At 72.9% G+C, this 22,701-nt stretch carries 24 protein-coding genes; 20 read left to right on the top strand and 4 right to left on the bottom strand.

The features are described 5' to 3' along the window. Positions 1-67 precede the first annotated feature (67 nt). The 9 genes from rpsM to glmM all read left to right on the top strand — a co-directional run bounded on the left by rpsM (position 68) and on the right by glmM (position 8,137). Positions 68-448, top strand: a complete 381-nt coding sequence (gene rpsM / locus ACFXPX_RS07800) for a 30S ribosomal protein S13 (RefSeq protein WP_316523629.1) — start codon at positions 68-70, stop codon at positions 446-448. A gap of 72 nt (positions 449-520) precedes the next feature. Beyond that, positions 521-928, top strand: a complete 408-nt coding sequence (gene rpsK, locus ACFXPX_RS07795; RefSeq protein WP_030232513.1) for a 30S ribosomal protein S11 — start codon at positions 521-523, stop codon at positions 926-928. 130 nt (positions 929-1,058) lie between these two features. After that, entirely contained in the window at positions 1,059-2,081 is a 1,023-nt protein-coding gene (locus tag ACFXPX_RS07790; RefSeq protein WP_030055844.1) for a DNA-directed RNA polymerase subunit alpha, read from the top strand. Between the two features lie 127 nt (positions 2,082-2,208). Continuing rightward, positions 2,209-2,688, top strand: coding sequence for a 50S ribosomal protein L17 (gene rplQ / locus ACFXPX_RS07785; protein ID WP_375882098.1), 480 nt, complete (start codon positions 2,209-2,211; stop codon positions 2,686-2,688). Positions 2,689-2,767: 79 nt separating this feature from the next. Further along, complete coding sequence (truA, locus tag ACFXPX_RS07780; protein ID WP_380590004.1) at positions 2,768-3,679, top strand: tRNA pseudouridine(38-40) synthase TruA; 912 nt, start codon at positions 2,768-2,770, stop codon at positions 3,677-3,679. A gap of 41 nt (positions 3,680-3,720) precedes the next feature. Next, complete coding sequence (locus ACFXPX_RS07775) at positions 3,721-5,379, top strand: ABC-F family ATP-binding cassette domain-containing protein (RefSeq protein WP_380590007.1); 1,659 nt, start codon at positions 3,721-3,723, stop codon at positions 5,377-5,379. A gap of 232 nt (positions 5,380-5,611) precedes the next feature. Further along, a complete protein-coding gene (gene rplM / locus ACFXPX_RS07770) occupies positions 5,612-6,055 on the top strand; it encodes a 50S ribosomal protein L13 (RefSeq protein WP_030055846.1) in 444 nt (147 codons plus the stop codon). Between the two features lie 45 nt (positions 6,056-6,100). Next, positions 6,101-6,610 carry a 30S ribosomal protein S9 gene (rpsI, locus tag ACFXPX_RS07765; RefSeq protein ID WP_350503556.1) on the top strand — a complete coding sequence of 170 codons (510 nt, stop codon included), beginning with the start codon at positions 6,101-6,103 and terminating at the stop codon, positions 6,608-6,610. 162 nt (positions 6,611-6,772) lie between these two features. After that, positions 6,773-8,137, top strand: a complete 1,365-nt coding sequence (gene glmM, locus ACFXPX_RS07760) for a phosphoglucosamine mutase (RefSeq protein WP_375882106.1) — start codon at positions 6,773-6,775, stop codon at positions 8,135-8,137. A 62-nt stretch (positions 8,138-8,199) separates the two neighbouring features. Here glmM and coaA read toward each other — a convergent pair whose 3' ends face one another. Continuing rightward, positions 8,200-9,195 carry a type I pantothenate kinase gene (gene coaA, locus ACFXPX_RS07755; RefSeq protein ID WP_375882109.1) on the bottom strand — a complete coding sequence of 332 codons (996 nt, stop codon included), beginning with the start codon at positions 9,193-9,195 and terminating at the stop codon, positions 8,200-8,202. Between the two features lie 108 nt (positions 9,196-9,303). Here coaA and glmS point away from each other — a divergent pair, with 108 nt between their 5' ends. Beyond that, entirely contained in the window at positions 9,304-11,160 is a 1,857-nt protein-coding gene (glmS, locus tag ACFXPX_RS07750) for a glutamine--fructose-6-phosphate transaminase (isomerizing) (protein ID WP_375882113.1), read from the top strand. A 39-nt stretch (positions 11,161-11,199) separates the two neighbouring features. Here the strand turns inward: glmS and ACFXPX_RS07745 are convergent, their stop codons facing one another. Beyond that, a complete protein-coding gene (locus tag ACFXPX_RS07745) occupies positions 11,200-11,757 on the bottom strand; it encodes a Uma2 family endonuclease (protein WP_380640060.1) in 558 nt (185 codons plus the stop codon). Between the two features lie 171 nt (positions 11,758-11,928). Between ACFXPX_RS07745 and ACFXPX_RS07740 the strand changes: the two genes are divergently transcribed. The 5 genes from ACFXPX_RS07740 (at position 11,929) to ACFXPX_RS07720 (ending at position 17,107) form a co-directional block, all read left to right on the top strand. Next, positions 11,929-13,404: an NAD(P)H-hydrate dehydratase gene (locus ACFXPX_RS07740; protein ID WP_380640058.1), complete on the top strand. Its 1,476-nt coding sequence runs from the start codon at positions 11,929-11,931 to the stop codon at positions 13,402-13,404. Positions 13,405-13,600: 196 nt separating this feature from the next. Beyond that, positions 13,601-14,812, top strand: a complete 1,212-nt coding sequence (alr, locus tag ACFXPX_RS07735; protein WP_375882120.1) for an alanine racemase — start codon at positions 13,601-13,603, stop codon at positions 14,810-14,812. Further along, positions 14,809-16,134, top strand: a complete 1,326-nt coding sequence (locus ACFXPX_RS07730) for an alpha/beta fold hydrolase (protein ID WP_380640056.1) — start codon at positions 14,809-14,811, stop codon at positions 16,132-16,134. Before alr ends, ACFXPX_RS07730 begins: the two co-directional genes overlap by 4 nt. A gap of 118 nt (positions 16,135-16,252) precedes the next feature. Then, positions 16,253-16,747, top strand: coding sequence for a tRNA (adenosine(37)-N6)-threonylcarbamoyltransferase complex ATPase subunit type 1 TsaE (gene tsaE / locus ACFXPX_RS07725; RefSeq protein WP_375882122.1), 495 nt, complete (start codon positions 16,253-16,255; stop codon positions 16,745-16,747). Between the two features lie 165 nt (positions 16,748-16,912). Beyond that, positions 16,913-17,107 carry a hypothetical protein gene (locus ACFXPX_RS07720; protein WP_380590016.1) on the top strand — a complete coding sequence of 65 codons (195 nt, stop codon included), beginning with the start codon at positions 16,913-16,915 and terminating at the stop codon, positions 17,105-17,107. 11 nt (positions 17,108-17,118) lie between these two features. On the opposite strand, the gene ACFXPX_RS07715 is transcribed toward ACFXPX_RS07720, so the two are convergent. Next, on the bottom strand, positions 17,119-17,685 hold the full coding sequence (locus tag ACFXPX_RS07715) for a hypothetical protein (protein WP_380521329.1): 567 nt from the start codon (positions 17,683-17,685) through the stop codon (positions 17,119-17,121). Positions 17,686-17,841: 156 nt separating this feature from the next. On the opposite strand from ACFXPX_RS07715, the gene tsaB reads away from it, so the two are divergent. The 5 genes from tsaB (at position 17,842) to ACFXPX_RS07690 (ending at position 21,368) form a co-directional block, all read left to right on the top strand. Then, a complete protein-coding gene (tsaB, locus tag ACFXPX_RS07710; RefSeq protein WP_375882127.1) occupies positions 17,842-18,516 on the top strand; it encodes a tRNA (adenosine(37)-N6)-threonylcarbamoyltransferase complex dimerization subunit type 1 TsaB in 675 nt (224 codons plus the stop codon). Positions 18,517-18,539: 23 nt separating this feature from the next. Next, a complete protein-coding gene (rimI, locus tag ACFXPX_RS07705) occupies positions 18,540-19,019 on the top strand; it encodes a ribosomal protein S18-alanine N-acetyltransferase (protein ID WP_375882355.1) in 480 nt (159 codons plus the stop codon). After that, on the top strand, positions 19,012-20,118 hold the full coding sequence (gene tsaD / locus ACFXPX_RS07700) for a tRNA (adenosine(37)-N6)-threonylcarbamoyltransferase complex transferase subunit TsaD (protein ID WP_380397377.1): 1,107 nt from the start codon (positions 19,012-19,014) through the stop codon (positions 20,116-20,118). The genes rimI and tsaD overlap by 8 nt, the downstream gene beginning before the upstream one ends. Then, positions 20,115-20,375 (top strand): hypothetical protein, encoded by a 261-nt coding sequence (locus ACFXPX_RS07695; protein WP_375882131.1) that lies wholly within the window; start codon positions 20,115-20,117, stop codon positions 20,373-20,375. The genes tsaD and ACFXPX_RS07695 overlap by 4 nt, the downstream gene beginning before the upstream one ends. Before the next feature lie 78 nt (positions 20,376-20,453). Beyond that, a complete protein-coding gene (locus ACFXPX_RS07690) occupies positions 20,454-21,368 on the top strand; it encodes a polysaccharide deacetylase family protein (protein ID WP_380640054.1) in 915 nt (304 codons plus the stop codon). An 11-nt stretch (positions 21,369-21,379) separates the two neighbouring features. Here ACFXPX_RS07690 and ACFXPX_RS07685 read toward each other — a convergent pair whose 3' ends face one another. Then, positions 21,380-22,549 (bottom strand): methyltransferase domain-containing protein, encoded by a 1,170-nt coding sequence (locus tag ACFXPX_RS07685; protein ID WP_375882358.1) that lies wholly within the window; start codon positions 22,547-22,549, stop codon positions 21,380-21,382. Positions 22,550-22,701: the final 152 nt, after the last annotated feature.

Here is a 22,701-nt window from a genome sequence, read left to right as displayed (position 1 = left end):
GGCTCCCTCACCGTGAGGTGTCGGAGTAGGTGCCCGTCAGACCTCTGAAGAACCACAGGAGCCTTGAATGGCACGCCTCGCCGGCGTTGATCTCCCCCGTGAGAAGCGGATCGAGATCGCCCTTACGTACGTGTACGGCATTGGCCGTACCCGCGCCCAGCAGACCCTCGCCGAGACCGGCGTCAACCCGGATGTCCGCGTTCGCGACATCACCGAGGACGACCTGGTCAAGCTGAGCCAGTACATCGACGCCAACTACACGGTCGAGGGTGACCTCCGCCGTGAGGTGGCCGCCGACATCCGCCGCAAGGTCGAGATCGGCTGCTACGAGGGTCTGCGTCACCGCCGTGGCCTGCCGGTCCGCGGCCAGCGCACCCACACCAACGCGCGTACCCGCAAGGGCCCGCGTCGCGCGATCGCCGGCAAGAAGAAGCCGGGCAAGAAGTAGTCCGTCCCGTCACCGGACATCCCTCCGGCCCGCGGGTCAGCGGACCGACCACCTCAGTAGGAGAACAGACTTATGCCCCCCAAGGGTCGTCAGGCTGCCGGCGCGAAGAAGATCCGCCGCAAGGAAAAGAAGAACGTCGCTCACGGCCACGCGCACATCAAGAGCACGTTCAACAACACCATCGTTTCGATCACCGACCCCGCGGGCAACGTGATCTCCTGGGCCTCCGCCGGCCACGTCGGCTTCAAGGGTTCGCGCAAGTCCACCCCGTTCGCCGCGCAGATGGCCGCCGAGGCCGCTGCCCGTCGCGCGCAGGAGCACGGCATGCGCAAGGTCGACGTCTTCGTGAAGGGTCCGGGCTCCGGCCGCGAGACCGCGATCCGTTCGCTCCAGGCCACCGGCCTGGAGGTCGGCTCGATCCAGGACGTCACCCCCACCCCGCACAACGGCTGCCGTCCGCCGAAGCGCCGCCGCGTCTGACGCAGCGCCTTCGGGCACGCGGGTAACGCTTTAAACCACGTACGGGGTCCTGTTTTCTGCGGGACCCCGTACGCTTGGTCCTGTCGGCATCAAATAGTGGGTGCCGAAGACAACTGGAGGAACACCCCCCATGCTTATCGCTCAGCGCCCCTCGCTGACCGAAGAGGTCGTCGACGAGTTCCGCTCGCGGTTCGTGATCGAGCCGCTGGAGCCGGGCTTCGGCTACACCCTCGGCAACTCCCTGCGCCGCACGCTCCTGTCGTCGATCCCGGGTGCCGCTGTCACCAGCATCCGCATCGACGGCGTCCTGCACGAGTTCACCACCGTGCCGGGCGTCAAGGAGGACGTGACCGACCTCATCCTCAACATCAAGCAGCTGGTCGTCTCCTCGGAGCACGACGAGCCGGTCGTGATGTACCTGCGCAAGCAGGGCCCGGGCGTCGTGACCGCCGCCGACATCGCCCCGCCGGCGGGTGTCGAGGTGCACAACCCCGAGCTGGTCCTCGCCACGCTGAACGGCAAGGGCAAGCTGGAGATGGAGCTGACCGTCGAGCGCGGTCGCGGCTACGTCTCCGCCGTCCAGAACAAGGCCTCCGGCCAGGAGATCGGCCGCATCCCGGTCGACTCGATCTACAGCCCCGTGCTGAAGGTCACCTACAAGGTCGAGGCCACCCGTGTCGAGCAGCGGACCGACTTCGACAAGCTGATCGTCGACGTCGAGACCAAGCCCGCCATGCGTCCGCGCGACGCCATGGCCTCGGCCGGCAAGACCCTGGTGGAGCTGTTCGGCCTCGCCCGCGAGCTGAACATCGACGCCGAGGGCATCGACATGGGCCCGTCCCCGACGGACGCCGCCCTGGCCGCCGACCTGGCGCTGCCGATCGAGGAGCTGGAGCTCACCGTTCGGTCGTACAACTGCCTCAAGCGCGAGGGCATCCACACCGTGGGTGAGCTCGTCGCCCGCTCCGAGGCCGACCTGCTCGACATCCGCAACTTCGGTGCGAAGTCGATCGACGAGGTCAAGGCGAAGCTGGCCGGCATGGGCCTGGCCCTCAAGGACAGCCCGCCTGGGTTCGACCCGACCGCCGCCGCCGACGCCTTCGGCGCCGACGACCTGGACGACGCGGGTTACGCGGAGACCGAGCAGTACTAAGAGATTTGGCCGCGGGGGCGGTTCCACGGAGCCGCCCCCGTCGTCATGGCAAGTCGTACCGGCAACAGTGCCGGTACGCCCGCTGCGGTACCTGGTACGGCCGTAGTCGGAGATCCAAGGAGTCACCATGCCGCGTCCCACCAAGGGTGCCCGCCTCGGCGGCGGCCCGCACCACGAGCCGCTGCTGCTCGCCGGTCTGTGCCGGGAGCTGTTCCAGTACGGCCGCATCACCACGACCGAGGCCAAGGCCCGTCGGATGCGCCCGCTGGCGGAGAAGCTGATCACCAAGGCGAAGAAGGGCGACATCCACAACCGTCGCCTGGTGCGCAAGACCATCACCGACATCTCGGTGCTGCACACCCTCTTCACCGAGATCGCGCCGCGCTACGAGAACCGCCCGGGTGGTTACACCCGTATCACCAAGATCGGTCCCCGTCGTGGCGACAACGCCCCGATGGCCGTGATCGAGCTGGTCGAGGCGCTGACCGTCGCGCAGACCGCCGTCGGCGAGGCCGAGGGCGCCACCAAGCGTGCCGTCAAGGAGGCCGACCAGGCCGCCGCCGTCGAGACCAAGGCCGACGAGGCCGAGGCCGCCGAGCAGGCCTGACACCTCCAGGTGTGATGCGGGCCCGCTCTCCCAGCGATGGGGGAGCGGGCCCGTTCCTTATTCGTAGGAGCAGGAGCAAGTGGTCAACGATTGCGCCGAGCAGCCACCGGTGAAGGACGGCCCGGCCGAGGGCCGCGTCCGGGTCCGGCTCGACCTCGCCTACCAGGGCGCCGAGTTCTCCGGCTGGGCCCGCCAGAAGGGCGGCCGCCGGACGGTCCAGGAGGAGATCGAGACCGCGCTGCAGGTCGTCACCCGCAGCCCGGAGCTGTTCCCGCTGACCGTGGCCGGCCGCACCGACGCCGGCGTCCACGCCCGCGGCCAGGTCGCCCACGTCGACCTGCCGGCCGAGCTGTGGGAGGCGCACCGGGAGAAGCTGCTGCGCCGGCTGGCCGGCCGGCTGCCCGGGGACGTCCGGATCTACCGGGTCGGCGAGGCGCCGGCCGGGTTCGACGCCCGCTTCTCGGCGATCTGGCGCCGCTACGCCTACCGGGTCGCCGACCACCCCGGCGGGGTCGACCCGCTGCTGCGCGGGCACGTGCTGTGGCACGACCGGCCGCTGGACGTGAACCGGATGAACGAGGCCGCGAAGCTGCTGCTCGGCGAGCACGACTTCGCCGCGTACTGCAAGAAGCGCGAGGGCGCCACCACCATCCGGACCCTGCTGGAGCTGCACTGGGACCGCGTCCCGGTGGACGGCTACGCCAGCCAGGAGGGCAGCCTCGCGGTCGCCACCGTGCGGGCCGACGCCTTCTGCCACAACATGGTCCGGGCGCTGGTCGGCGCGATGCTGCTGGTCGGCGACGGGCACCGGCCGGTGGAGTTCCCCGGCGAGGTGCTGGCCGGCGGGGTGCGCAACTCGGCCGTCAACGTGATCCGGCCGTACGGGCTCACGCTGGAGGAGGTCGGCTACCCGCCGGACGACCAGCTCGCCGAGCGGAACCGGCAGGCGCGGCGGATGCGCACGCTGCCCGGGCAGCCGGCCGTCGCGTAATCCGTTTTGGCCCGGGGCGTCCGCTTGGGACAATCGCTCCCATGGGACACGTCGAGATTTCGCACCTGGAGTACTACCTGCCGGACGGGCGGGTGCTGTTCGACGACGCGTCCTTCCGGGTCGGCGAGGGCGCCGCGGTCGCGCTGGTCGGCGCCAACGGCGCCGGCAAGACCACCCTGCTGCGCATGATCGCGGGGGACATCCAGCCGCACGGCGGCACGGTGACGATCAGCGGCGGGCTCGGCGTGATGCGCCAGTTCGTCGGCACCACCGGCCGCGAGGACCAGAGCGCCACCCCGGGGGCCCTGCCGGCCGACGCCTCGGTGCGCGACCTGCTGGTCTCGGTCGCCCCCGAGCGGATCGCCGTGGCCGCCCGCGCGGTGGACGCCGCCGAGCTGGCGATGATCGCCCAGGACGACGAGAAGACGCAGATGGCCTACGCCCAGGCGCTCTCCGACTGGGCGGACGTCGGCGGCTACGACTACGAGACCGACTGGGACGTCTGCACCATGGCGGCCCTCGGGATGCCCTTCGACAAGGCCCAGTGGCGCGGCCTGAACACCCTCTCCGGCGGCGAGCAGAAGCGGCTGGTGCTGGAGGCGCTGCTGCGCGGCCCCGAAGAGGTGCTGCTGCTCGACGAGCCGGACAACTACCTGGACGTACCGGCCAAGCGCTGGCTGGAGGAGGCCCTCAAGGCCACCTCGAAGACCGTCCTGTTCATCTCGCACGACCGTGAGCTGCTCTCCAGGTCCGCGGACAAGATCATCAGCGTCGAGTCCGGTGCCGCCGGAAGCAGCGTGTGGGTGCACGGCGGCGGCTTCGACAGCTTCCACGAGGCCCGCAAGGACCGCTTCGCGCGGTTCGAGGAACTGGGCCGCCGGTGGGACGAGGAGCACGCCAAGCTCAAGAAGCTGGTCGTCACCCTGCGCCAGGCCGCCTCCGTCAGCCACGCGCTCGCCACCCGCTACGCGGCCGCCCAGACCCGGCTGAAGAAGTTCGAGGAGGCCGGCCGCCCGGAGGAGCCCCCGCGCGAGCAGAGCATCACCATGCGGCTCAAGGGTGGGCGCACCGGCATGCGGTCCTTCACCCTGGAGCGGCTGGGGCTCACCGGCCTGATGCAGCCCTTCGACCTGGAGGTCTTCTACGGCGAGCGGGTCGCCGTGCTGGGCGCCAACGGGGCCGGCAAGTCGCACCTGCTGCGGCTGCTCGCGGGGGACACCACGGTCGAGCACACCGGCGACTGGAAGCTCGGCGCCCGGGTCGTCCCCGGCCACTTCCGGCAGACCCACGCCCATCCGGAGCTGTTCGGCCGCACCGTGCGCTCGATCATCGAGGAGGAGCACGCGCTCAGCCGCGGCGCCGCGATGGGCGCGCTGCGCCGGTACGAGCTGGACCGCCAGGAGGAGCAGAAGTTCGAGTCGCTGTCCGGCGGACAGCAGGCCCGGCTGATGATCCTCAAGCTCGAACTCTCCGGCGTGACGGCCCTGTTGCTCGACGAGCCGACCGACAACCTGGACCTGGAGAGCGCCGAGGCGCTGCAGACCGGGCTGGAGGCCTTCGAGGGCACGGTGCTGTGCGTCACCCACGACCGCTGGTTCGCCAAGACCTTCGACCGCTTCCTGGTGTTCGGCGCGGACGGGAAGGTCTTCGAGTCGTCCGAACCGGTCTGGGACGTCACCCGGGTGGAGCGCGAACGCTGAGTGACGGCGGGGTGGGCGGCCGGCGATTTTTGACCGCTCCCCGCCCGCCCGGTAACCTGGACGCTTGATGTGCGTATTGGCTCGCTCTATCTCACGTGAGAGGTCGGTACGCCGGAGACATCAGGTCGACGACCAGCGGTCACCCTTGAATTGCGTCCAAGGCTGATCAGGCTGCTCTTCCGTCCGGGTGCTCCTGTCAGGACTCACTCACTGAAAAGCGAAGGCTACGACCGTGCGTACGTACAGCCCCAAGCCCGGCGACGTCCAGCGTCAGTGGCACGTCATCGACGCGACCGACGTCGTGCTGGGCCGCCTGGCCTCCCAGGCCGCCAACCTCCTCCGGGGCAAGCACAAGGCGATCTACGCGCCGCACGTTGACACTGGTGACTTCGTCATCATCATCAACGCCGACAAGGTGCACCTGTCCGGTAACAAGAAGACCCAGAAGCTGGCCTACCGCCACTCGGGCTTCCCGGGCGGTCTGCGCTCGGTGCGCTACGACGACCTGCTGGCGAACAACCCGGAGAAGGCCGTCGAGAAGGCCATCAAGGGCATGATCCCCAAGAACAGCCTGGGCCGCCAGATGCTCTCCAAGCTGAAGGTCTACTCGGGCGACCAGCACCCCCACGCTGCCCAGCAGCCGGTGCCGTTCGAGATCACCCAGGTCGCGCAGTAATTCGGCCACCAAGCCCCCCAACACTGAAAAGAGCTGAGGAACATCGTGGCCGAGACCACTGAAACCCTTGAGGTCGACTTCGACGAGGCCGTTGAGGCCGTCGAGGGCGAGTACACCTCCGAGGAGAGCTACACCTCCGAGTCCCTGGCCGGCCGCTTCGGCGAGGCCACCCCGGGCGCCGGCCTCGGCCGTCGCAAGGAGGCGATCGCCCGCGTGCGCATCGTCCCCGGCACCGGCCAGTGGAAGATCAACGGTCGCACCCTCGAGGGTTACTTCCCGAACAAGGTGCACCAGCAGACCGTGAACGAGCCCTTCAAGCTCCTCGAGCTGGACGGCCGTTACGACGTCGTCGCCCGCATCAGCGGTGGCGGCGTCTCCGGCCAGGCCTACGCGCTGCGCCTCGGCGTCGCCCGTGCCCTGAACGAGGCCGACGTGGACAACAACCGCGCCGCCCTCAAGAAGGCCGGCTTCCTGATGCGTGACGCCCGTGCCGTCGAGCGCAAGAAGGCCGGTCTCAAGAAGGCCCGCAAGGCGCCGCAGTACAGCAAGCGCTAATCGCGTCCCCGGGGGTGCGTACCGCCCTGGCGGCGCACCCCCTGGTTGCGCAAACCGTCGCCCCGGAGTACCTCGTGTACTCCGGGGCGACGTGTTCCCCGGCTAACGTGCGGCGGCCGGGATCAACGGTGGGTTCCGAGCATGGTGATGGAGGACGGGACAGTGGGACGACTCTTCGGTACGGACGGCGTACGCGGTGTGGCCAACGAGGGCCTGACGGCGGAGCTGGCGCTCGGCCTGTCGGTCGCGGCCTCCCACGTGCTCGGCGAGGCCGGCGCGTTCGACGGGCACCGGCCGGTCGCGGTGGTCGGCCGTGACCCCCGTGCCTCGGGCGAGTTCCTGGAGGCCGCGGTCATCGCGGGCCTGGCCAGCTCCGGCGTCGACGTGCTCCGGGTCGGCGTCCTCCCCACCCCCGCCGTGGCGTACCTCACCGGCGCGCTCGGCGCCGACTTCGGCGTGATGCTGTCCGCCAGCCACAACGCCATGCCGGACAACGGCATCAAGTTCCTCGCCCGCGGCGGCCACAAGCTGGACGACCGGATCGAGGACGCGATCGAGGCCCACTACCGCAAGCACACCGTCGGCGGCGAGGACTGGAACCGCCCGACCGGTGCCGCCGTCGGCCGGGTCCGCGAGTACACCGAGGGCTTCGACAAGTACGTCGCCCACCTGATCGGTGTGCTGCCCAACCGCCTGGACGGCATCCGGGTCGTCATCGACGGCGCCCACGGCGCGGCCGCCTACGTCGCCCCCGAGGCCTTCGCCCGGGCCGGCGCCGAGGTCGTCCACACCCTGGGGGCCGAGCCCACCGGCCTCAACATCAACGACGGCGTCGGCTCCACCCACCTGGACCGGCTGCGCGTCGCGATGAAGGAGTACCGGGCCGACCTCGGCATCGCCCTGGACGGCGACGCGGACCGCTGCCTGGCCGCCGACGCCGAGGGCGACGAGGTGGACGGCGACCAGATCATCGCCATCCTCGCCGTCGCCATGAAGGAGGCCGGCACCCTGCGCCGCAACACCGCGGTCGCCACCGTGATGTCCAACCTCGGCTTCAAGCTGGCGATGGAGCGCGAGGGCATCGACCTGGTGGAGACCGCCGTCGGCGACCGCTACGTGCTAGAGGCGATGAAGGAGCACGGCTTCGCGCTGGGCGGCGAGCAGTCCGGCCACGTCATCCTGCTGGACCACGCCACCACCGGCGACGGCACCCTGACCGGCCTGATGCTGGGCGCCCGACTGGCCGCCACCAAGCAGCCGCTGGCCGACCTGGCCGCCGTGATGACCCGGCTGCCGCAGGTGCTGATCAACGTCAAGGGCGTCGACAAGGGCCGGGTGGGCACCAGCACCGAGCTGGCCGCCGCGGTCGCCGCCGCCGAGGCCGAGCTGGGCGCCACCGGCCGGGTGCTGCTGCGCCCCTCCGGCACCGAGCCGCTGGTCCGGGTCATGGTCGAGGCCGCCGACCCGGTGCAGGCCGAGGCCGTCGGGCAGCGCCTCGCCGAGGCGGTCCGCACCCACCTGGGCTGAGCCCGCCCCGGAGACCACGAAGGGCCCCCGCGCGGGGGCCCTTCGCCGTGTCCTGCGCCCGGTCAGAGCTTGCGCAGCAGCGCCCGGCGGACCTTGTGGTCGGCGCCCTTCTGTAGGACCAGGGTGGCCCGGCCGCGGGTCGGCAGCACGTTCTCCAGCAGATTCGGCTTGTTGATGGTGCGCCAGACCTGTCGGCCGTACTCCATCGCCTCCTCCTCCGGCACCTCGGTGAACCGGGTGAAGTAGGAGTTCGGGTCCTGGAAGGCCGTCTGCCGCAGCTTGCGGAAGCGGTCCAGGTACCAGTGCTCGATGTCGTCGGTGCGGGCGTCGACGTAGATCGAGAAGTCGAAGTAGTCCGCCACCGCGAGCCTGGTCCGGCCGTCGGTGCCCGGCAGGGCCGGCTGGAGCACGTTCAGGCCCTCGACGATCAGGATGTCCGGGCGCTCCACCGTCAGCCGCTGGTCCTGCACGATGTCGTACACCAGGTGCGAGTACACCGGCGCCGTCACCAGCTCCTTGCCCGCCTTCACGTCCGCGACGAAGCGCATCAGGGCCCGGCGGTCGTACGACTCCGGGAAGCCCTTGCGGGCCATCAGGCCGCGGCGGCGCAGCTCGGCGTTGGGCAGCAGGAAGCCGTCGGTGGTGACCAGCTCCACCCGCGGGTGCTCGGGCCAGCGGGCCAGCAGGGCCTGGAGCAGGCGGGCGGTGGTGGACTTGCCGACGGCCACCGAGCCGGCCACGCCGATGATGAACGGCGTACGGGTGCGCTCGGTGTCCGGGGTGTCCAGGAACGTGCCCAGCGCGCCGCGCAGTTCGTGCGTGGCGTGGATGTAGAGGTTCAGCAGCCGGGACAGCGGCAGGTAGACGTCACGCACCTCGTCGAGGTCGAGTGCCGTGCCGAGGCCGCGCAGCTGCTCCACCTCCTCGGCGGTCAGCGGAAGTGGCGTACGCTCGCGCAGTGCGCTCCACTCGGCCCGGCTGAGGTCCACGTAGGGGGACGGGGACGGGCCGGGCGTGGCGGCGCCCCGCGTACAGAGTTCGGTCAGCACATGCTCCATTGTGAGCCGTAGCGGTGTTCACCGTGGTTGTGGTGTCGGTCACGCAGGGTTGGGGCGAGCCGGGAAAGACGGGAAAACGGCCACAGAACCGCCCTTATGCTGGCACGCATGTGCGGAATTGTTGGATACGTGGGCGCGCAGTCCGCCCTCGACGTAGTAATCGCGGGCCTGCAGCGACTGGAGTACCGGGGCTATGACTCGGCCGGTGTCGCGGTGCAGGCGCAGGACTCCCAGGGGCAGTGGAGTCTGGTCACCGACAAGCGGGCCGGAAAGCTCGGCAACCTGGAGAAGTCGCTCGCCGAATCCCCCCTCCCCGGCGGCACCACCGGCATCGGCCACACCCGTTGGGCCACCCACGGCGGCCCGACGGACGCCAATGCCCACCCCCACCTGGACGACGACCGCCGGGTGGCCGTGGTCCACAACGGCATCATCGAGAACTTCGCCCAGCTGCGGGCCGAGATCGCCGAGCGCGGCCACACCCTCCGGTCCGAGACCGACACCGAGGTCGTCGCCCACCTGCTCGGTGAGGCCTACGACGGCGACCTGGCCGAGGCCATGCGCGTCGTCTGCCGCCGGCTGGACGGCGCCTTCACCCTCGTCGCCGTCCACGCCGACTCGCCCGACGTGGTGGTCGGCGCCCGCCGCAACTCCCCGCTCGTGGTGGGCCGCGGCGAGGGCGAGAACTTCCTCGCCTCCGACGTCGCCGCCTTCATCGCGCACACCCGCGAGGCGATCGAGCTGGGCCAGGACCAGGTCGTCGAGCTGCGCCGGGAGGGCGTGACCGTCACCGACTTCGACGGCAACCCGGCCGAGGTGCGCGAGTACCACGTCGACTGGGACGCCTCCGCCGCCGAGAAGGGCGGCTACGACTACTTCATGCTCAAGGAGATCGCCGAGCAGCCGAAGGCCGTCGCCGACACCCTCCTCGGCCGGATCGGCACCGACGGCCGGCTGACCCTCGACGAGCTGCGGATCTCCGACGCCGACCTGCGCTCGGTCGACAAGGTCGTCATCGTCGCCTGCGGCACGGCCTTCCACGCGGGCATGATCGCCAAGTACGCGATCGAGCACTGGACCCGCATCCCCTGCGAGGTCGAGGTCGCCTCGGAGTTCCGCTACCGCGACCCGATCATGGGCCCCGGCACGCTGGTCATCGCCATCTCGCAGTCCGGCGAGACCATGGACACCCTGATGGCCCTGCGGCACGCCCGTGAGCAGGGCGCCAAGGTGCTGGCGATCTGCAACACCAACGGCTCGACCATCCCGCGCGAGTCGGACGCGGTGCTGTACACCCACGCCGGACCGGAGGTCGCGGTCGCCTCCACCAAGGCGTTCCTGACCCAGCTGGTCGCCTGCTACCTGGTCGCCCTGTACCTGGGCCAGGTGCGCGGCACCAAGTGGGGCGACGAGATCTTCACCATCATCCGCGAGCTCGGCGACGCGCCGAAGCAGGTCGAGCAGGTGCTGGAGACCATGGAGCCGGTGCGCGAGCTGGCCCGCTCGCTGGCCGACGCCCGCTCGGTGCTGTTCCTCGGCCGTCACGTCGGCTTCCCGGTTGCCCTGGAGGGCGCGCTCAAGCTCAAGGAGCTCGCCTACATGCACGCCGAGGGCTTCGCGGCGGGCGAGCTCAAGCACGGCCCGATCGCGCTGATCGAGGAGGGGCTGCCGGTCGTGGTGGTCGTGCCCTCGCCGCGCGGGCGGTCGATCCTGCACGACAAGATCGTCTCCAACATCCAGGAGATCCGGGCCCGCGGCGCCCGCACGATCGTGATCGCCGAGGAGGGCGACGAGGCCGTCGTGCCGTACGCGGACCACCTGATCCGCATCCCGGCCACCCCGACCCTGCTCCAGCCGCTGGTCTCCACCGTCCCGCTCCAGGTCTTCGCCTGCGAGCTGGCCACGGCCAAGGGCCACGAGGTCGACCAGCCGCGCAACCTGGCGAAGTCGGTCACCGTCGAGTAGACGCCCGGCCGTTCGCGGCGCCCCTGCGGTGGCTGTGCCCTACCGCAGGGGCGCCGTGTCGAGCGTGAAGGAGAACGGGGCGGGCAGGTCGATCGACTTGCCGAACTCGATCTTGGTCCGGGTGATGTAGTCCCCGCCGTCGGGTTCGGTGAACAGCGTGACCGTGCCGTCGGTGCGGTCGACCAGCAGGTAGCAGGGGATTCCCGCAGCGGCGTAGCCCAGGCGTTTCGGTTCGCGGTCCTTGTACGGGTTGGTCGAGGTGATCTCGAAGACCAGCAGTACGCCCGCCGCCTGGGCCCAGGAGTCCGAGTGCTCGAAATGCCCGACCGGGCTCACCACGCCGTCGGGGATGAAACGGCCCTTGGGCGTGATCAGACCCTTGGTGCCTGACAGGTCGAACTCGGTCTCGGCCTTGCGCATGAACTGCCTGTTGATGAGCGAGAACGCGGTCTCGTGGGCCCCGTCCGGCGGCGGCGTCACGACGATCTCCCCTTCGATGAATTCGGCCTTGCTTCCCAGCGGCGTGTCCAGCTCCAAAAACGCCTGGAGGAGGCTGTCCTCGCCCAGCGGGTGCTCGATTGCCGGCATGGCGACCATGGCCCTTCTCCCTCCTGTGGGTCCGTGCCGAGCCACAAGGTAGGCGTACGGACCGACACCGGTGGGGGCTCGAAGTGGGTGTCACCCGAAAGTGTGCCGCAGGCCCGGCTCCCGCGGGGCCGGGACGCGGGCTAGCGTCGGCGGTAGCCGACTGCCGAAGGAGTTCTCCCCATGCGTCATGCACACCCTGTGGACACCGTCCGGGCCGCGGAGGCGGAGCTGATGGCGCGGCTGCCGGAGGGCACGCTGATGCAGCGGGCGGCGGCCGGGTTGGCGGCGACGTGTGCGCGGCTGCTGGTCGGGGGTCGGGGGCGGGTGTACGGCAGTCGGGTGACGGTGCTGGCGGGCAGTGGGGACAACGGGGGTGACGCGCTGTACGCCGGGGCGGCGCTGGCCCGGCGCGGGGCGCGGGTGACGGCGGTGCTGCTGGCGCCGGCGAAGGCGCACCCGGGCGGGCTGGCCGCGCTGCGGGCGGCCGGCGGGCGGGTGACGGCGGAGCAGGAGGTCGGCCTGGCCGACTTCTCGTGCGCGGACCTGGTGCTGGACGGGATCGTCGGCATCGGCGGCCGGGGCGGGCTGCGCCCCGAGGCCGTGCCGTACGCCCGGGCCGGGCGGCGCGGCACCGTGGTGGCGGTGGACCTGCCCAGCGGGGTCGAGGCGGACAGCGGCGAGGTGCCCGGGGAGGCGCTGCGCGCGGACGTCACGGTCTGCTTCGGTACCTACAAGCCCGGGCTGCTGATCGACCCCGGGGCCTCCTACGCGGGCGCGGTGCAACTGGTGGACATCGGCCTGGAACCGCCCGGGCCGGAGGTGACGGCCCTGCAGCACGCGGACGTGGCGGCGCTGCTGCCGCTGCCGGGCGCGGAGAGCGACAAGTACCGGCGCGGTGTGGTCGGGGTGGCGGCCGGCTCGGCGCGGTACCCGGGGGCGGCCCTGCTCGCGGTCGCCGGTGCGCTGCACGGCGGTGCGGGCGCCGTCCGGTACGTCGGCACGGCGGCCGAGGAGGTGGTGCGCCGCTTCCCGGAGACGCTGGTCACCGAGGGCGGCCCGGCCGGGGCCGGACGGGTGCAGGCCTGGGTGGTCGGGCCGGGCGGGGGCGAGGGGGCGCGGCAGGCGCTGGTCGAGGCGCTGGCGAGCGACGTCCCGGTGCTGGTGGACGCGGACGGGCTGACCGAGCTGGGCCGGCTCGGTCCGCGGGCGCTGGCCGGCCGCACCGCGCCCACCCTGCTGACCCCGCACACCGGCGAGGCCGCCCGGCTGCTGGCCGGCGCCGACGGCACCGCGCCGCCCGCCGCCGACGACTTGGCGGCCACCCGGCTGGCCACCGCCCGCCGACTGGCCGCCGCCTACCGGGCCACCGTGCTGCTCAAGGGCTCCACCACGGTGGTCGCCGACCCGGGCGGGGCCGTCCGGGTGAACCCCACCGGCACCTCCTGGCTGGCCACCGCGGGCAGCGGGGACGTCCTCGCCGGGCTGGCCGGTTCGCTGCTGGCCGCGGGCCTGCCGCCGCTGGACGCCGCCTCGGTGGCCGCCTACCTGCACGGCCTGGCGGGCCGGGAGGCGGCGGGCGAGCCCGGGGCGCCGGTGCCGGCGCTCGCGGTGGCCGGGGCGCTGCCCACGGTCTGGCGGGCCGTCCGGCGGCCGTAGCCGTAGCCGTAGCCGTAGCCGTAGCCGGGCCCGCCGCCCCGCCCGGGCCGGAACCGGGACGTCCGTTCACCGCGTCCTGAACTGGGCGGACGAGCCGTCCGCCGCAGGTCGGCGGGGTGCGGGGGGTCGCGGTGCCGACCGCCGCGCCGAAGGCCCGTTCGGCGAGGACTCCGGGACGTCTGGGAGACTGACCCTGATGACAACTGCGAACACGACCGGCACGGCCACCCTCACCGACGGCGTACGGGCCGAGGCGACCATCGATCTCGCCGCCCTGCGCGGCAACCTCGCCTCCCTGCGGGAACGCGTCGGGAGCACGGCGGTGATGCTCGCGGTCAAGGCGGACGCCTACGGCCACGGCGCGGTCGAGTGTGCCCGCGAAGCGGTCGCGAACGGGGTCGGCTGGCTCGGCTGTGCGACGCCGGACGAGGCGCTGGCGCTGCGGGCCGCGGGCATCCGCCCCGAGCAGGCCCGCATCCTGTGCTGGCTGTGGACGCCGGGCGGGCCGTGGCGCGAGGCGCTGCGTGCGGACCTGGACATCTCGGTCAGCGGCCGGTGGGCGCTGGAGGAGCTGCTGACGGCCGTTCGGCAGACCGGCGTTCCGGCGCGCGTCCACCTCAAGGCCGACACCGGCCTGGGCCGCAACGGCTGCCAGCCGCACGACTGGCCGCAGCTGGTCGCCGAGGCCCGGCGGGCCGAGGCGGAGGGGCTGCTGCGGGTCGTCGGCGTCTGGTCGCACTTCGCCGCCGCCGACGAGCCCGGCCACCCGTCGATCCAGGCCCAGTTGGACTCCTTCCGCGCCGCGCTGGCGCAGGCCGAGGCCGCCGGGCTGCGCCCCGAGGTCCGGCACCTGGCCAACTCCCCGGCCACCCTGCTGCTGCCCGAGTCGCACTTCGACCTGGTCCGCACCGGCCTGGCCGCGTACGGGCTGTCGCCGGTGCCCGAGGTGGGCTCGCCGGCCGACTTCGGGCTGCGCCCGGTGATGGCGCTGTCCGCCCGGCTGGCGCTGGTCAAGCACGTCCCCGGCGGGCACGGGGTCAGCTACGGCCACCACTACGTGACGCCCGGTCCGACCACGCTGGGCCTGGTGCCGGTCGGCTACGGCGACGGCGTCCCGCGGCACGGCAGCGGCACCGGCCCGGTGCAGATCGGCGGCAAGTGGCGCACGGTGGCCGGCCGGGTCGCGATGGACCAGTTCGTGGTGGACCTGGGCGGCGACACCCCCGAGACCGGCGACGAGGTGCTGGTGTTCGGCAACGGCGAACGCGGTGAACCGACCGCCGAGGACTGGGCCCGCGCCTGCGGCACCATCTCGTACGAGATCATCACCCGGATCGGCGCGCGGGTGCCCCGCCGCTACCTGGACGGCAGCCACGACGGCGGCCGTGACGGGGGCCGCGCGGCATGACCGACACGCCGGCCGACAGCAACCCGGTCGCGGCGGTGGCCAAGGCGGCCGGCGCGGCCACCGGGGTGAGCCGGGCCGGTGTGATCGGGATCTCGGTCGGCGTGCTGGCGGCCGGCGCGGCCGCGGGCGTCGCGATCGAGCGGCTGACGGTCGGCCGGGCGATGCGCCGCCGGGCCCGGGCCGAGCTGGAGGCGACCGCCCCGTACGGCTCGCTGCGCGGGCGCCCGCTGACGGTGGCCGCGCCGGACGGCACCGAGCTGTACGTCGAGCTGGACGGCACCGGCTGGGACGAGCCGGACGGCGACGCGGCGGAGCAGGCCGGAGGCGAGCGGGCGAACAGCAGCTTCCTTCCGCCGCCGCTGACCGTGGTGTTCAGCCACGGCTACTGCCTCAACCAGGACAGCTGGCACTTCCAGCGGGCGGCGCTGCGCGAAGGCCTACGGCTGGTCTTCTGGGACCAGCGCAGCCACGGCCGCTCCGAGCGCTCCCGCTCCTACCTGGCGGGCGAGCCGGCCAGCATCGACCAGCTGGGCGGTGACCTCAAGGCGGTGATCGACGCCGTCGCGCCGACCGGTCCGCTGGTGCTGGTGGGCCATTCGATGGGCGGCATGACGGTGATGGCCCTGGCCGACCAGCACCCGGAGCTGTTCCGGACGAGGGTCGCCGGGGTCGCGCTGGTCGGCACCCTGGCGGGGGACTGGAACGAGGTGAGCCTCGGCCTGCCGAAGGCCGGGGCCAAGCTGTTCAAGAGGGTCGCGCCCGGGGTGGTGAAGCTGCTCGGCCGTCAGGTCGACCTGGTGGAGGCGAGCCGGCGGATCGGCTCGGACGTGGCCGCCGTGTTCTACCGGCGGTTCTCCTTCGGCGGCCGGGACGTCGATCCCGGCGTGGTGCGCTTCGCCGAACAACTGCTGGACGCCACCCCGATCGACGTGGTCGCCGAGTTCTACCCGGTGTTCGGCGCGCACGAGAAGTACGGGGCGCTGGCCGCCCTGCGCGGCCTGCCGGCTCTGGTGCTGGCCGGGACGAAGGACCTGCTGACGCCCTCGGCGCACAGCGAGGCGATGGCCGAGCGGCTGCCGGGGGCCGAACTCGTGCTGGCCGAGGGCGCCGGGCACCTGGTGCTGCTGGAGCGCCCGGAGCTGGTCGACCACGAGCTGGCGCGGCTGCTGCGCCGGGCCGCCGACTTCGCCGGTGCCGCGCCGCTGCCGCCGGCCGTCCTCGAACTCGCGGCCGAACCGCCCCGGGAGGACCGGGCTCCGGCGGGCGCGACCCCGGGCGCGACCCCGGACGCGGACCCGGATCCGGCCCCCGACCCCGCCTGAGACCGGCCCGGGTACGCCCGGGCACCCGCGCGCCACGGCGGGGTGCGGTGATGTGGCACGGTAGCGGTGGCGGCCGGTGGTCGGTGCGCCGCTACGGACCGAAGGGCAAGACACGCGCATGGGCTCGCACGCCACTCTGACCGTCCCCACTCCGGAGCGGATGGGCCGTCTCGGCCGGGAGCTGGCCGCGCTGCTGCGGCCGGGGGACCTGGTGCTGCTCTCCGGTGAGCTGGGGGCGGGGAAGACGACGCTGACCCGGGGCCTGGGGGAGGGGCTGCAGGTCCGCGGGGCGGTGACCTCGCCGACCTTCGTGATCGCCCGGGTGCACCCCTCGCTGGTCGGCGGCCCGGCCCTGGTGCATGTGGACGCGTACCGCCTCGGCGGGGACCTCGACGAGATGGAGGACCTCGATCTGGACGTCTCGCTGCCGGAGTCGGTGGTCGTGGTCGAGTGGGGCGAGGGCAAGGTCGAGCGGCTGTCCGAGGAGCGCCTGGAGGTCCGGATCGAGCGGGCGATCGGTGACACCGCCGGGGAGGACCACGACCCGCGCCGGGTGCTGCTCACCGGCATCGGGGCGCGCTGGGCGGACGTCCCGCTGGCCGAGCTGGCCTAGGGCGCGACCAGGGCCGCGCACGGGGCGTGTGCTGCGGGCTTGCCGGGCCCCGGTCGATCGGGTTCCACCGTTTTGCCGACAGGCCGTCGGCAAGGTGTTGCGGGCGGGGCGCCGGGCGTGGTGGGATGGGTGCTGCGGTTAGGTCTGCCTAACTAGGGAGGCGCCATGTCGAGCACCACCCCCGCCCCGGAGCGCGCCGTGCGTGCCACCGGGGCCGGAGAGTCCGCCCACCGCGCTCCGGGCGCGCCGATGCGGGCCCTGCTGGCCGCCTGCGCGGCCGCCGAGGCGGTGTCCACCCCGCCCGAACCGAAGGCCCGGCAGGCCGAGGAGCCCGAGGCGGGGACGCCCCGGGCCGCGTAACGCGCCGGGCCTCAGGGGACCACGACCACCTTGGTGCCGTTCGGCGCGAAGTCCCAGAGCAGCTGTCCCTCGGAGCGGCCGCTGCGGATGCCGCCGGTCTTGGCCTTCGGGTCGGCGGTCGGCGTGCTGCCGTCCAGTGCCGCGCTGAATCCGAACACCACGCCGTTCTGCTGCGCGAAGCGCACCACGTGCTCGATCTGCTTGCCGTCCGTCCCGGTGGCGGTCTGGGTGCGGCTGTACACCGAGTAGCTGCCCGGGGTGGGCTCGACCGAGCCCGGAGTGACCGGGAAGGCGGCCGCGACCTGCGGGTTCTTCTTCGGGTCGACCAGCCAGACGAAGTGGCCGCCGGCCGAGTAGACGACCCGGGTGCCGCTGCCCGAGGTGGCCGGCAGCGGCGGGACGGTCGGGGTGGCGGAGGCGCTCGGCGTCGCAGAGGCGGCCGGGCCGGAGGACGTCGAGGCGACGGTCGGCTTGGCGCCGCCCGCGCGGTCCTGGGCGCCGTTGGCCTGGAAGGCCAGCAGGCTCACCACTGCCAGGGCCCCCAGGGTCAACCCCGTGACCACCACTCCAGGACCCATCTTCGCCACGTGCCCGCTCCCGCCGCCGTCCGCTGTACGTACCGCCCTTATCGTGCCAGGTCCCCGGGGCGGGTCGGCAGTGGCCAGTACGTGTGTTCCGGATGGGGACACCAGCTCGATCGTCCGGTCGGCCCAACGTCGGTCTAACCTTGACCCGTGCTGCTGCTCGCGTTCGACACCGCTACCCCCGCCGTCACCGCCGCCGTCCACGACGGCACGGCCGTCCTCGCCGAGACCCACCAGGTCGACGCCAGGCGCCACGGCGAACTGCTGCTGCCCGCGATCGACCAGGTCCTGCGGGCCGCCGGAGTGGACAAGAGTCGGCTCACCGGCATCGCGGTCGGCGTCGGCCCGGGCCCGTACACCGGCCTGCGGGTCGGCCTGGTGACCGCCGCCGCGCTCGGCCACGCGCTCGGCCTGCCGGTGCACGGCGTCTGCACCCTGGACGCGATCGCCTTCCAGGCCCGCGCCGAGGGCCTGACCGGGCAGCCGTTCACGGTCGCCACCGACGCGCGCCGCAAGGAGGTCTACTGGGCCTCCTACGACGCCGACGGCAACCGCACCGAGGGCCCCGGCGTGGACCGCCCGGCCGAGCTGACGCCCGCCGCCCGCTCGGTGGGCGCCGGCGCGCTGCTCTACCCCGAGGCCTTCCCGGGCGCCGGCGGCCCCGAGCACGTCTCGGCCGGAGCCCTGGCCGGCTTCGCCGCCGCCGAGCTGGCCGCCGGGCGCGAGCTGCTGCCGAACGTGCCGCTGTACCTGCGCCGCCCGGACGCCCAGGTCCCGGCGGGCTACAAGAACGTTCTGGGGGGCAAGGCGGTGCTCCCGGCGTGAACCACGGCACCACCCTGCGCCCGATGCGCTGGTGGGACATCGAGCCGGTGCTGGACCTGGAGCTCAGGCTGTTCCCCGAGGACGCCTGGTCCTCCGGGATGTTCTGGTCCGAGCTCGCCGAGGCCCACCCCGGCGGCACCCGCCACTACTCGGTCGCCACCGCCGCGGACGGCACGATCGTCGGCTACGCCGGTCTGATGGCCGTCGCCGGTGACGGCGACGTCCAGACCATCGCCGTGGACGAGCGCCACCAGGGCGCCGGCCTCGGCACCGCCCTGCTCACCGACCTGATCCACGAGGCCGCCCGGCGCGGCTGCGCCGACCTGCTGCTGGAGGTGCGGGTGGACAACCAGCGCGCCCAGCGGCTGTACGAGCGCCACGGCTTCGAACCGGTGGGCATCCGGCGCGGCTACTACCAGCCCGCCAACGTCGACGCGCTGGTGATGCGCCTCGAACACCCCAGCACTGACCCGAAGGAACCGAAGGACACCCCCCATGGCTGACGAACCGCTCGTCCTCGGCATCGAGACCTCCTGCGACGAGACCGGCGTCGGCATCGTGCGCGGCACCACGCTGCTGGCCGACGCGGTCGCCTCCAGCGTCAACGACCACGCCCGCTTCGGCGGCGTCGTCCCGGAGATCGCCAGCCGCGCCCACCTGGAGGCGATGGTCCCGACCATCCAGCGCGCCCTGGACACCGCCGGCATCAAGGCCAGTGACCTGGACGGCATCGCCGTCACCGCCGGCCCCGGCCTGGCGGGCGCGCTGCTGGTCGGCGTCAGCGCGGCCAAGGCGTACGCCTGGGCGCTCGACAAGCCGCTGTACGGGGTCAACCACCTCGCCTCGCACATCTGCGTCGACCAGCTGGAGCACGGCCGGCTGCCCTCGCCGACGATGGCCCTGCTGGTCTCCGGCGGGCACTCCTCGCTGCTGCTCAGCGAGGACATCACCACCGACGTCCGCCCGCTCGGCGCGACCATCGACGACGCGGCCGGCGAGGCCTTCGACAAGGTCGCCCGGGTGCTCGGCCTGGGCTTCCCCGGCGGCCCGATCGTCGACCGGAAGGCCCGCGAGGGCGACCCGAAGGCGATCGCCTTCCCGCGCGGCCTGACGGGGAAGAACGACCCCGCGTACGACTTCTCCTTCTCCGGCCTGAAGACCGCCGTCGCCCGCTGGGTGGAGGCCAAGCGCCGGGCCGGCGAGGAGGTGCCGATCGCCGACGTCGCCGCCTCCTTCCAGGAGGCGGTCACCGACGTGCTCACCCGCAAGGCCGTCAAGGCCTGCAAGGACAGCGGCGTCGACCACCTGATGATCGGCGGCGGCGTCGCGGCCAACTCCCGGCTGCGCGAGATGGCCCAGCAGCGCTGCGACCGGGCCGGCATCCGGCTGCGGGTGCCCCGGCCGGGCCTGTGCACCGACAACGGCGCGATGGTGGCGGCGCTGGGCTCCGAGATGGTGTGGCGGGGCCGCACCCCCTCCGCCTTCGAGCTGTCCGCGGACTCCTCGCTGCCCGTCACCGACGTCCACGTCCCGGCCGGGGGAGCCGGGCACGGCGACGTCCACGGCCAGGCCTACCAGGCCCTCGGCGGCGGCGCCGCGTGACCGTCGCCGCGATGTGGGAGGCCCGCGCGGCGGACGGCCGCGGGGCCGAACTCGCCGCCTGGGCAAGGGAGTCCGCTCTTCCCGCGCTGCGTGGCGCGGCCGGGCTGGAGCGCCTCGAACTGCTCTCCGCCCCCGGTGAGCGGGTGCTGCTGATCACCTGGTGGAGCGGTGCGCCCGTGCCGGTCGCCGACCCGCCGGCCGAACTGCTGGGCCGCCCGGTGCACCGCTGGTCCTTCACCAGCGACCACGTCGAGTAGGGCCCGAACGGGAACCGCCGCGGCGGCGCTACCGTGCATAGCTGAGAGAACGCTGGACGGGACCGGGAGCGCGGTGCGGTGAACAGGGACGGGCGGAGCAGGACCAGGACGTACGTGGCGGGGGCGGTGGCCCTGCTGGCCTTCGCCACCGCGTGCGGCGACAACGGGGGCGGCGGCAGCGCCGCCCCGGCCGCGAGCACGGCCGGGACGGCGGAGCAGACCCGGCCGCCCGCCGGCGGCACCCCCAGCGCGGCGGCCACCACGCCCGGCGCGGCCCCGGCCCAGGGCGACGCCGCGGCCTGGGCGAAGTGGAACCTCAAGCCGCTCGCCCCGGCCCCCGCGCCGCCGGCCGACAAGCCCGTCAAGCTCGAACGCACCGGCACCGTACCGGTGTTCAGCGACGTGAAGACCACCGACAAGGTCATCTTCATCACCATCGACGACGGCGCCGAGAAGGACCCGAAGTTCGTCGAGATGCTGACCGACCTCAAGGTGCCGATCTCGATGTTCCTGACCAAGGACATCGTCAAGAACGACTACGGCTACTTCAAGCCGCTCCAGGCGCTGGGCAACCACATCCAGAACCACACCGTCACCCACCCGGTGATGAGCAAGCTGTCGGCCGACAAGCAGAAGTCCGAGATCTGCGAGGACCAGGCCGCGCTCACCCAGCAGTACGGCACCGCCCCGCTGCTGTTCCGCCCGCCGTTCGGCGACGGCGCCAACACCCCGATGCTCAACACCTCGGTGCAGCAGTGCGGCCCGCGCGCGATCGTGCTGTGGCGCGAGTCGATGCAGATCCACGACATGCAGTACCAGGCGGGCGACAAGAAGCTGAAGTCCGGCGACATCATCCTGGCGCACTTCCGCGGCCCCAAGGAGCTCAAGGGCGCCACCATGACCCAGATGTTCGCGGACCTGCTGGCCCGGATCCAGGAGCAGGGCTTCTCGGTGGCCCGGCTGGAGGACTACATCCAGGCGCCGGCCTCCTAGGCTCTGTCCGCTCAGACCGGCCGGCCCAGCATCATCAGCGGCCCGTTGTCGGTGCGGCTGAGGATCACCGTGACGGAGTTCGGCCCGGAGGGCTTGAGCTGGCGGCGCAGTTCCTCCGGGGTGATCGCCATCCCGCGCTTCTTGATCACCACCGTGCCGACCGCGCGCTCGCGCAGCAGCGCCTTCAGCTTCTTGACGTTGTACGGGAGCACGTCGGTGAGTTCGAAGGCGTGCGCGTACGGGGTGGCGACCAGGCGGTCCGAGGTCACGTAGGCGATCTTCGGGTCGATCAGCCGGCCGTCGACCTGCCCGGCCACCTCGGCCACCAGGTGCGCCCGGATCACCGCGCCGTCCGGCTCGTACAGGTAGCGCCCGACCGGGCCGGCCGGCGGGTCGGGCAGGTCGCCGCCGGTCAGGCTGTCGCCGTGCGGCAGCAGGGTCGCGCGGTGCGGGCGGACCGCCCCGGTGCCGAACCAGAGCACCGCCTCCTTGACGTCCCCGTGGTCGGAGACCCACTCGGCCTCGGCGTCCGCCGGGACGGCCTCGTGCGGGATGCCCGGGGCGACCTTCAACGCGCCGATCGGGGTCCGCCGCCCGGCCTCGACCGCCCAGGACAGCGGCGGGGCGTACGCCTCCGGGTCGAACACCCGGCCGCGCGAGGTGCGCCGCGCCGGGTCGGTGAACACCGCGTCGTAGCCGGTGACGTCCACCTCGGCGACGTCCGCGCAGCGCACCTCCACCAGCTCCGACAGGCCCAGCGCGGCGGCGTTGGCGGCGGTGGCGGCGCAGGCCGCCGGGTCCTTGTCGACGGCCAGCACCCGGATCCCGGCCCGGGCCAGGGCCAGCACGTCCCCGCCGATGCCGCAGCAGAGGTCCGCCAGGCGCCGTACGCCCAGCTCGGCGAAGCGGCGGGCCCGCCACTCGGCCACGCTGCGCCGGGTGGACTGCTCGACCCCGTTGGGCGTGAAGTACATCAGGTCGGCGTCCGCCCCGAACTTCGCCCGCGCCCGCTGCCGCAGCCGCGCCTGGCCGAACGCCGCCGACACCAGCTCCGCCGGGTGCTCCCGCCGCAGCCGGGTGGCCAGCGCCAGCTCCTCCTCGGGGGTGAACTCGCGCAGCTCGGCGAGCAGGGCCTGACCCTCGGGGGTCAGCAGGGGCTGGAGGTTCTCGGTGTCCACCAGGTCATTCTGACCGGTCGGCCCGTCAGCAGGGCCGGCAGCGCCGGCGCGAACGGCGTCGCCGGCGGGGCCCGGGGAGTGGATCCGGAGTGTGGCCGCTCGTCCGCGGGTCGAGCCCGCAGGGCGCGTCGTTGGCACTCTGGTTGACTGAGTGC

Source organism: Kitasatospora sp. NPDC059146, from assembly GCF_042786665.1.
Lineage (GTDB): Bacteria > Actinomycetota > Actinomycetes > Streptomycetales > Streptomycetaceae > Kitasatospora.
The sequence above is the reverse complement of the archived record's forward strand: the minus strand, read 5'-3'. Positions and strand labels throughout refer to the sequence as shown.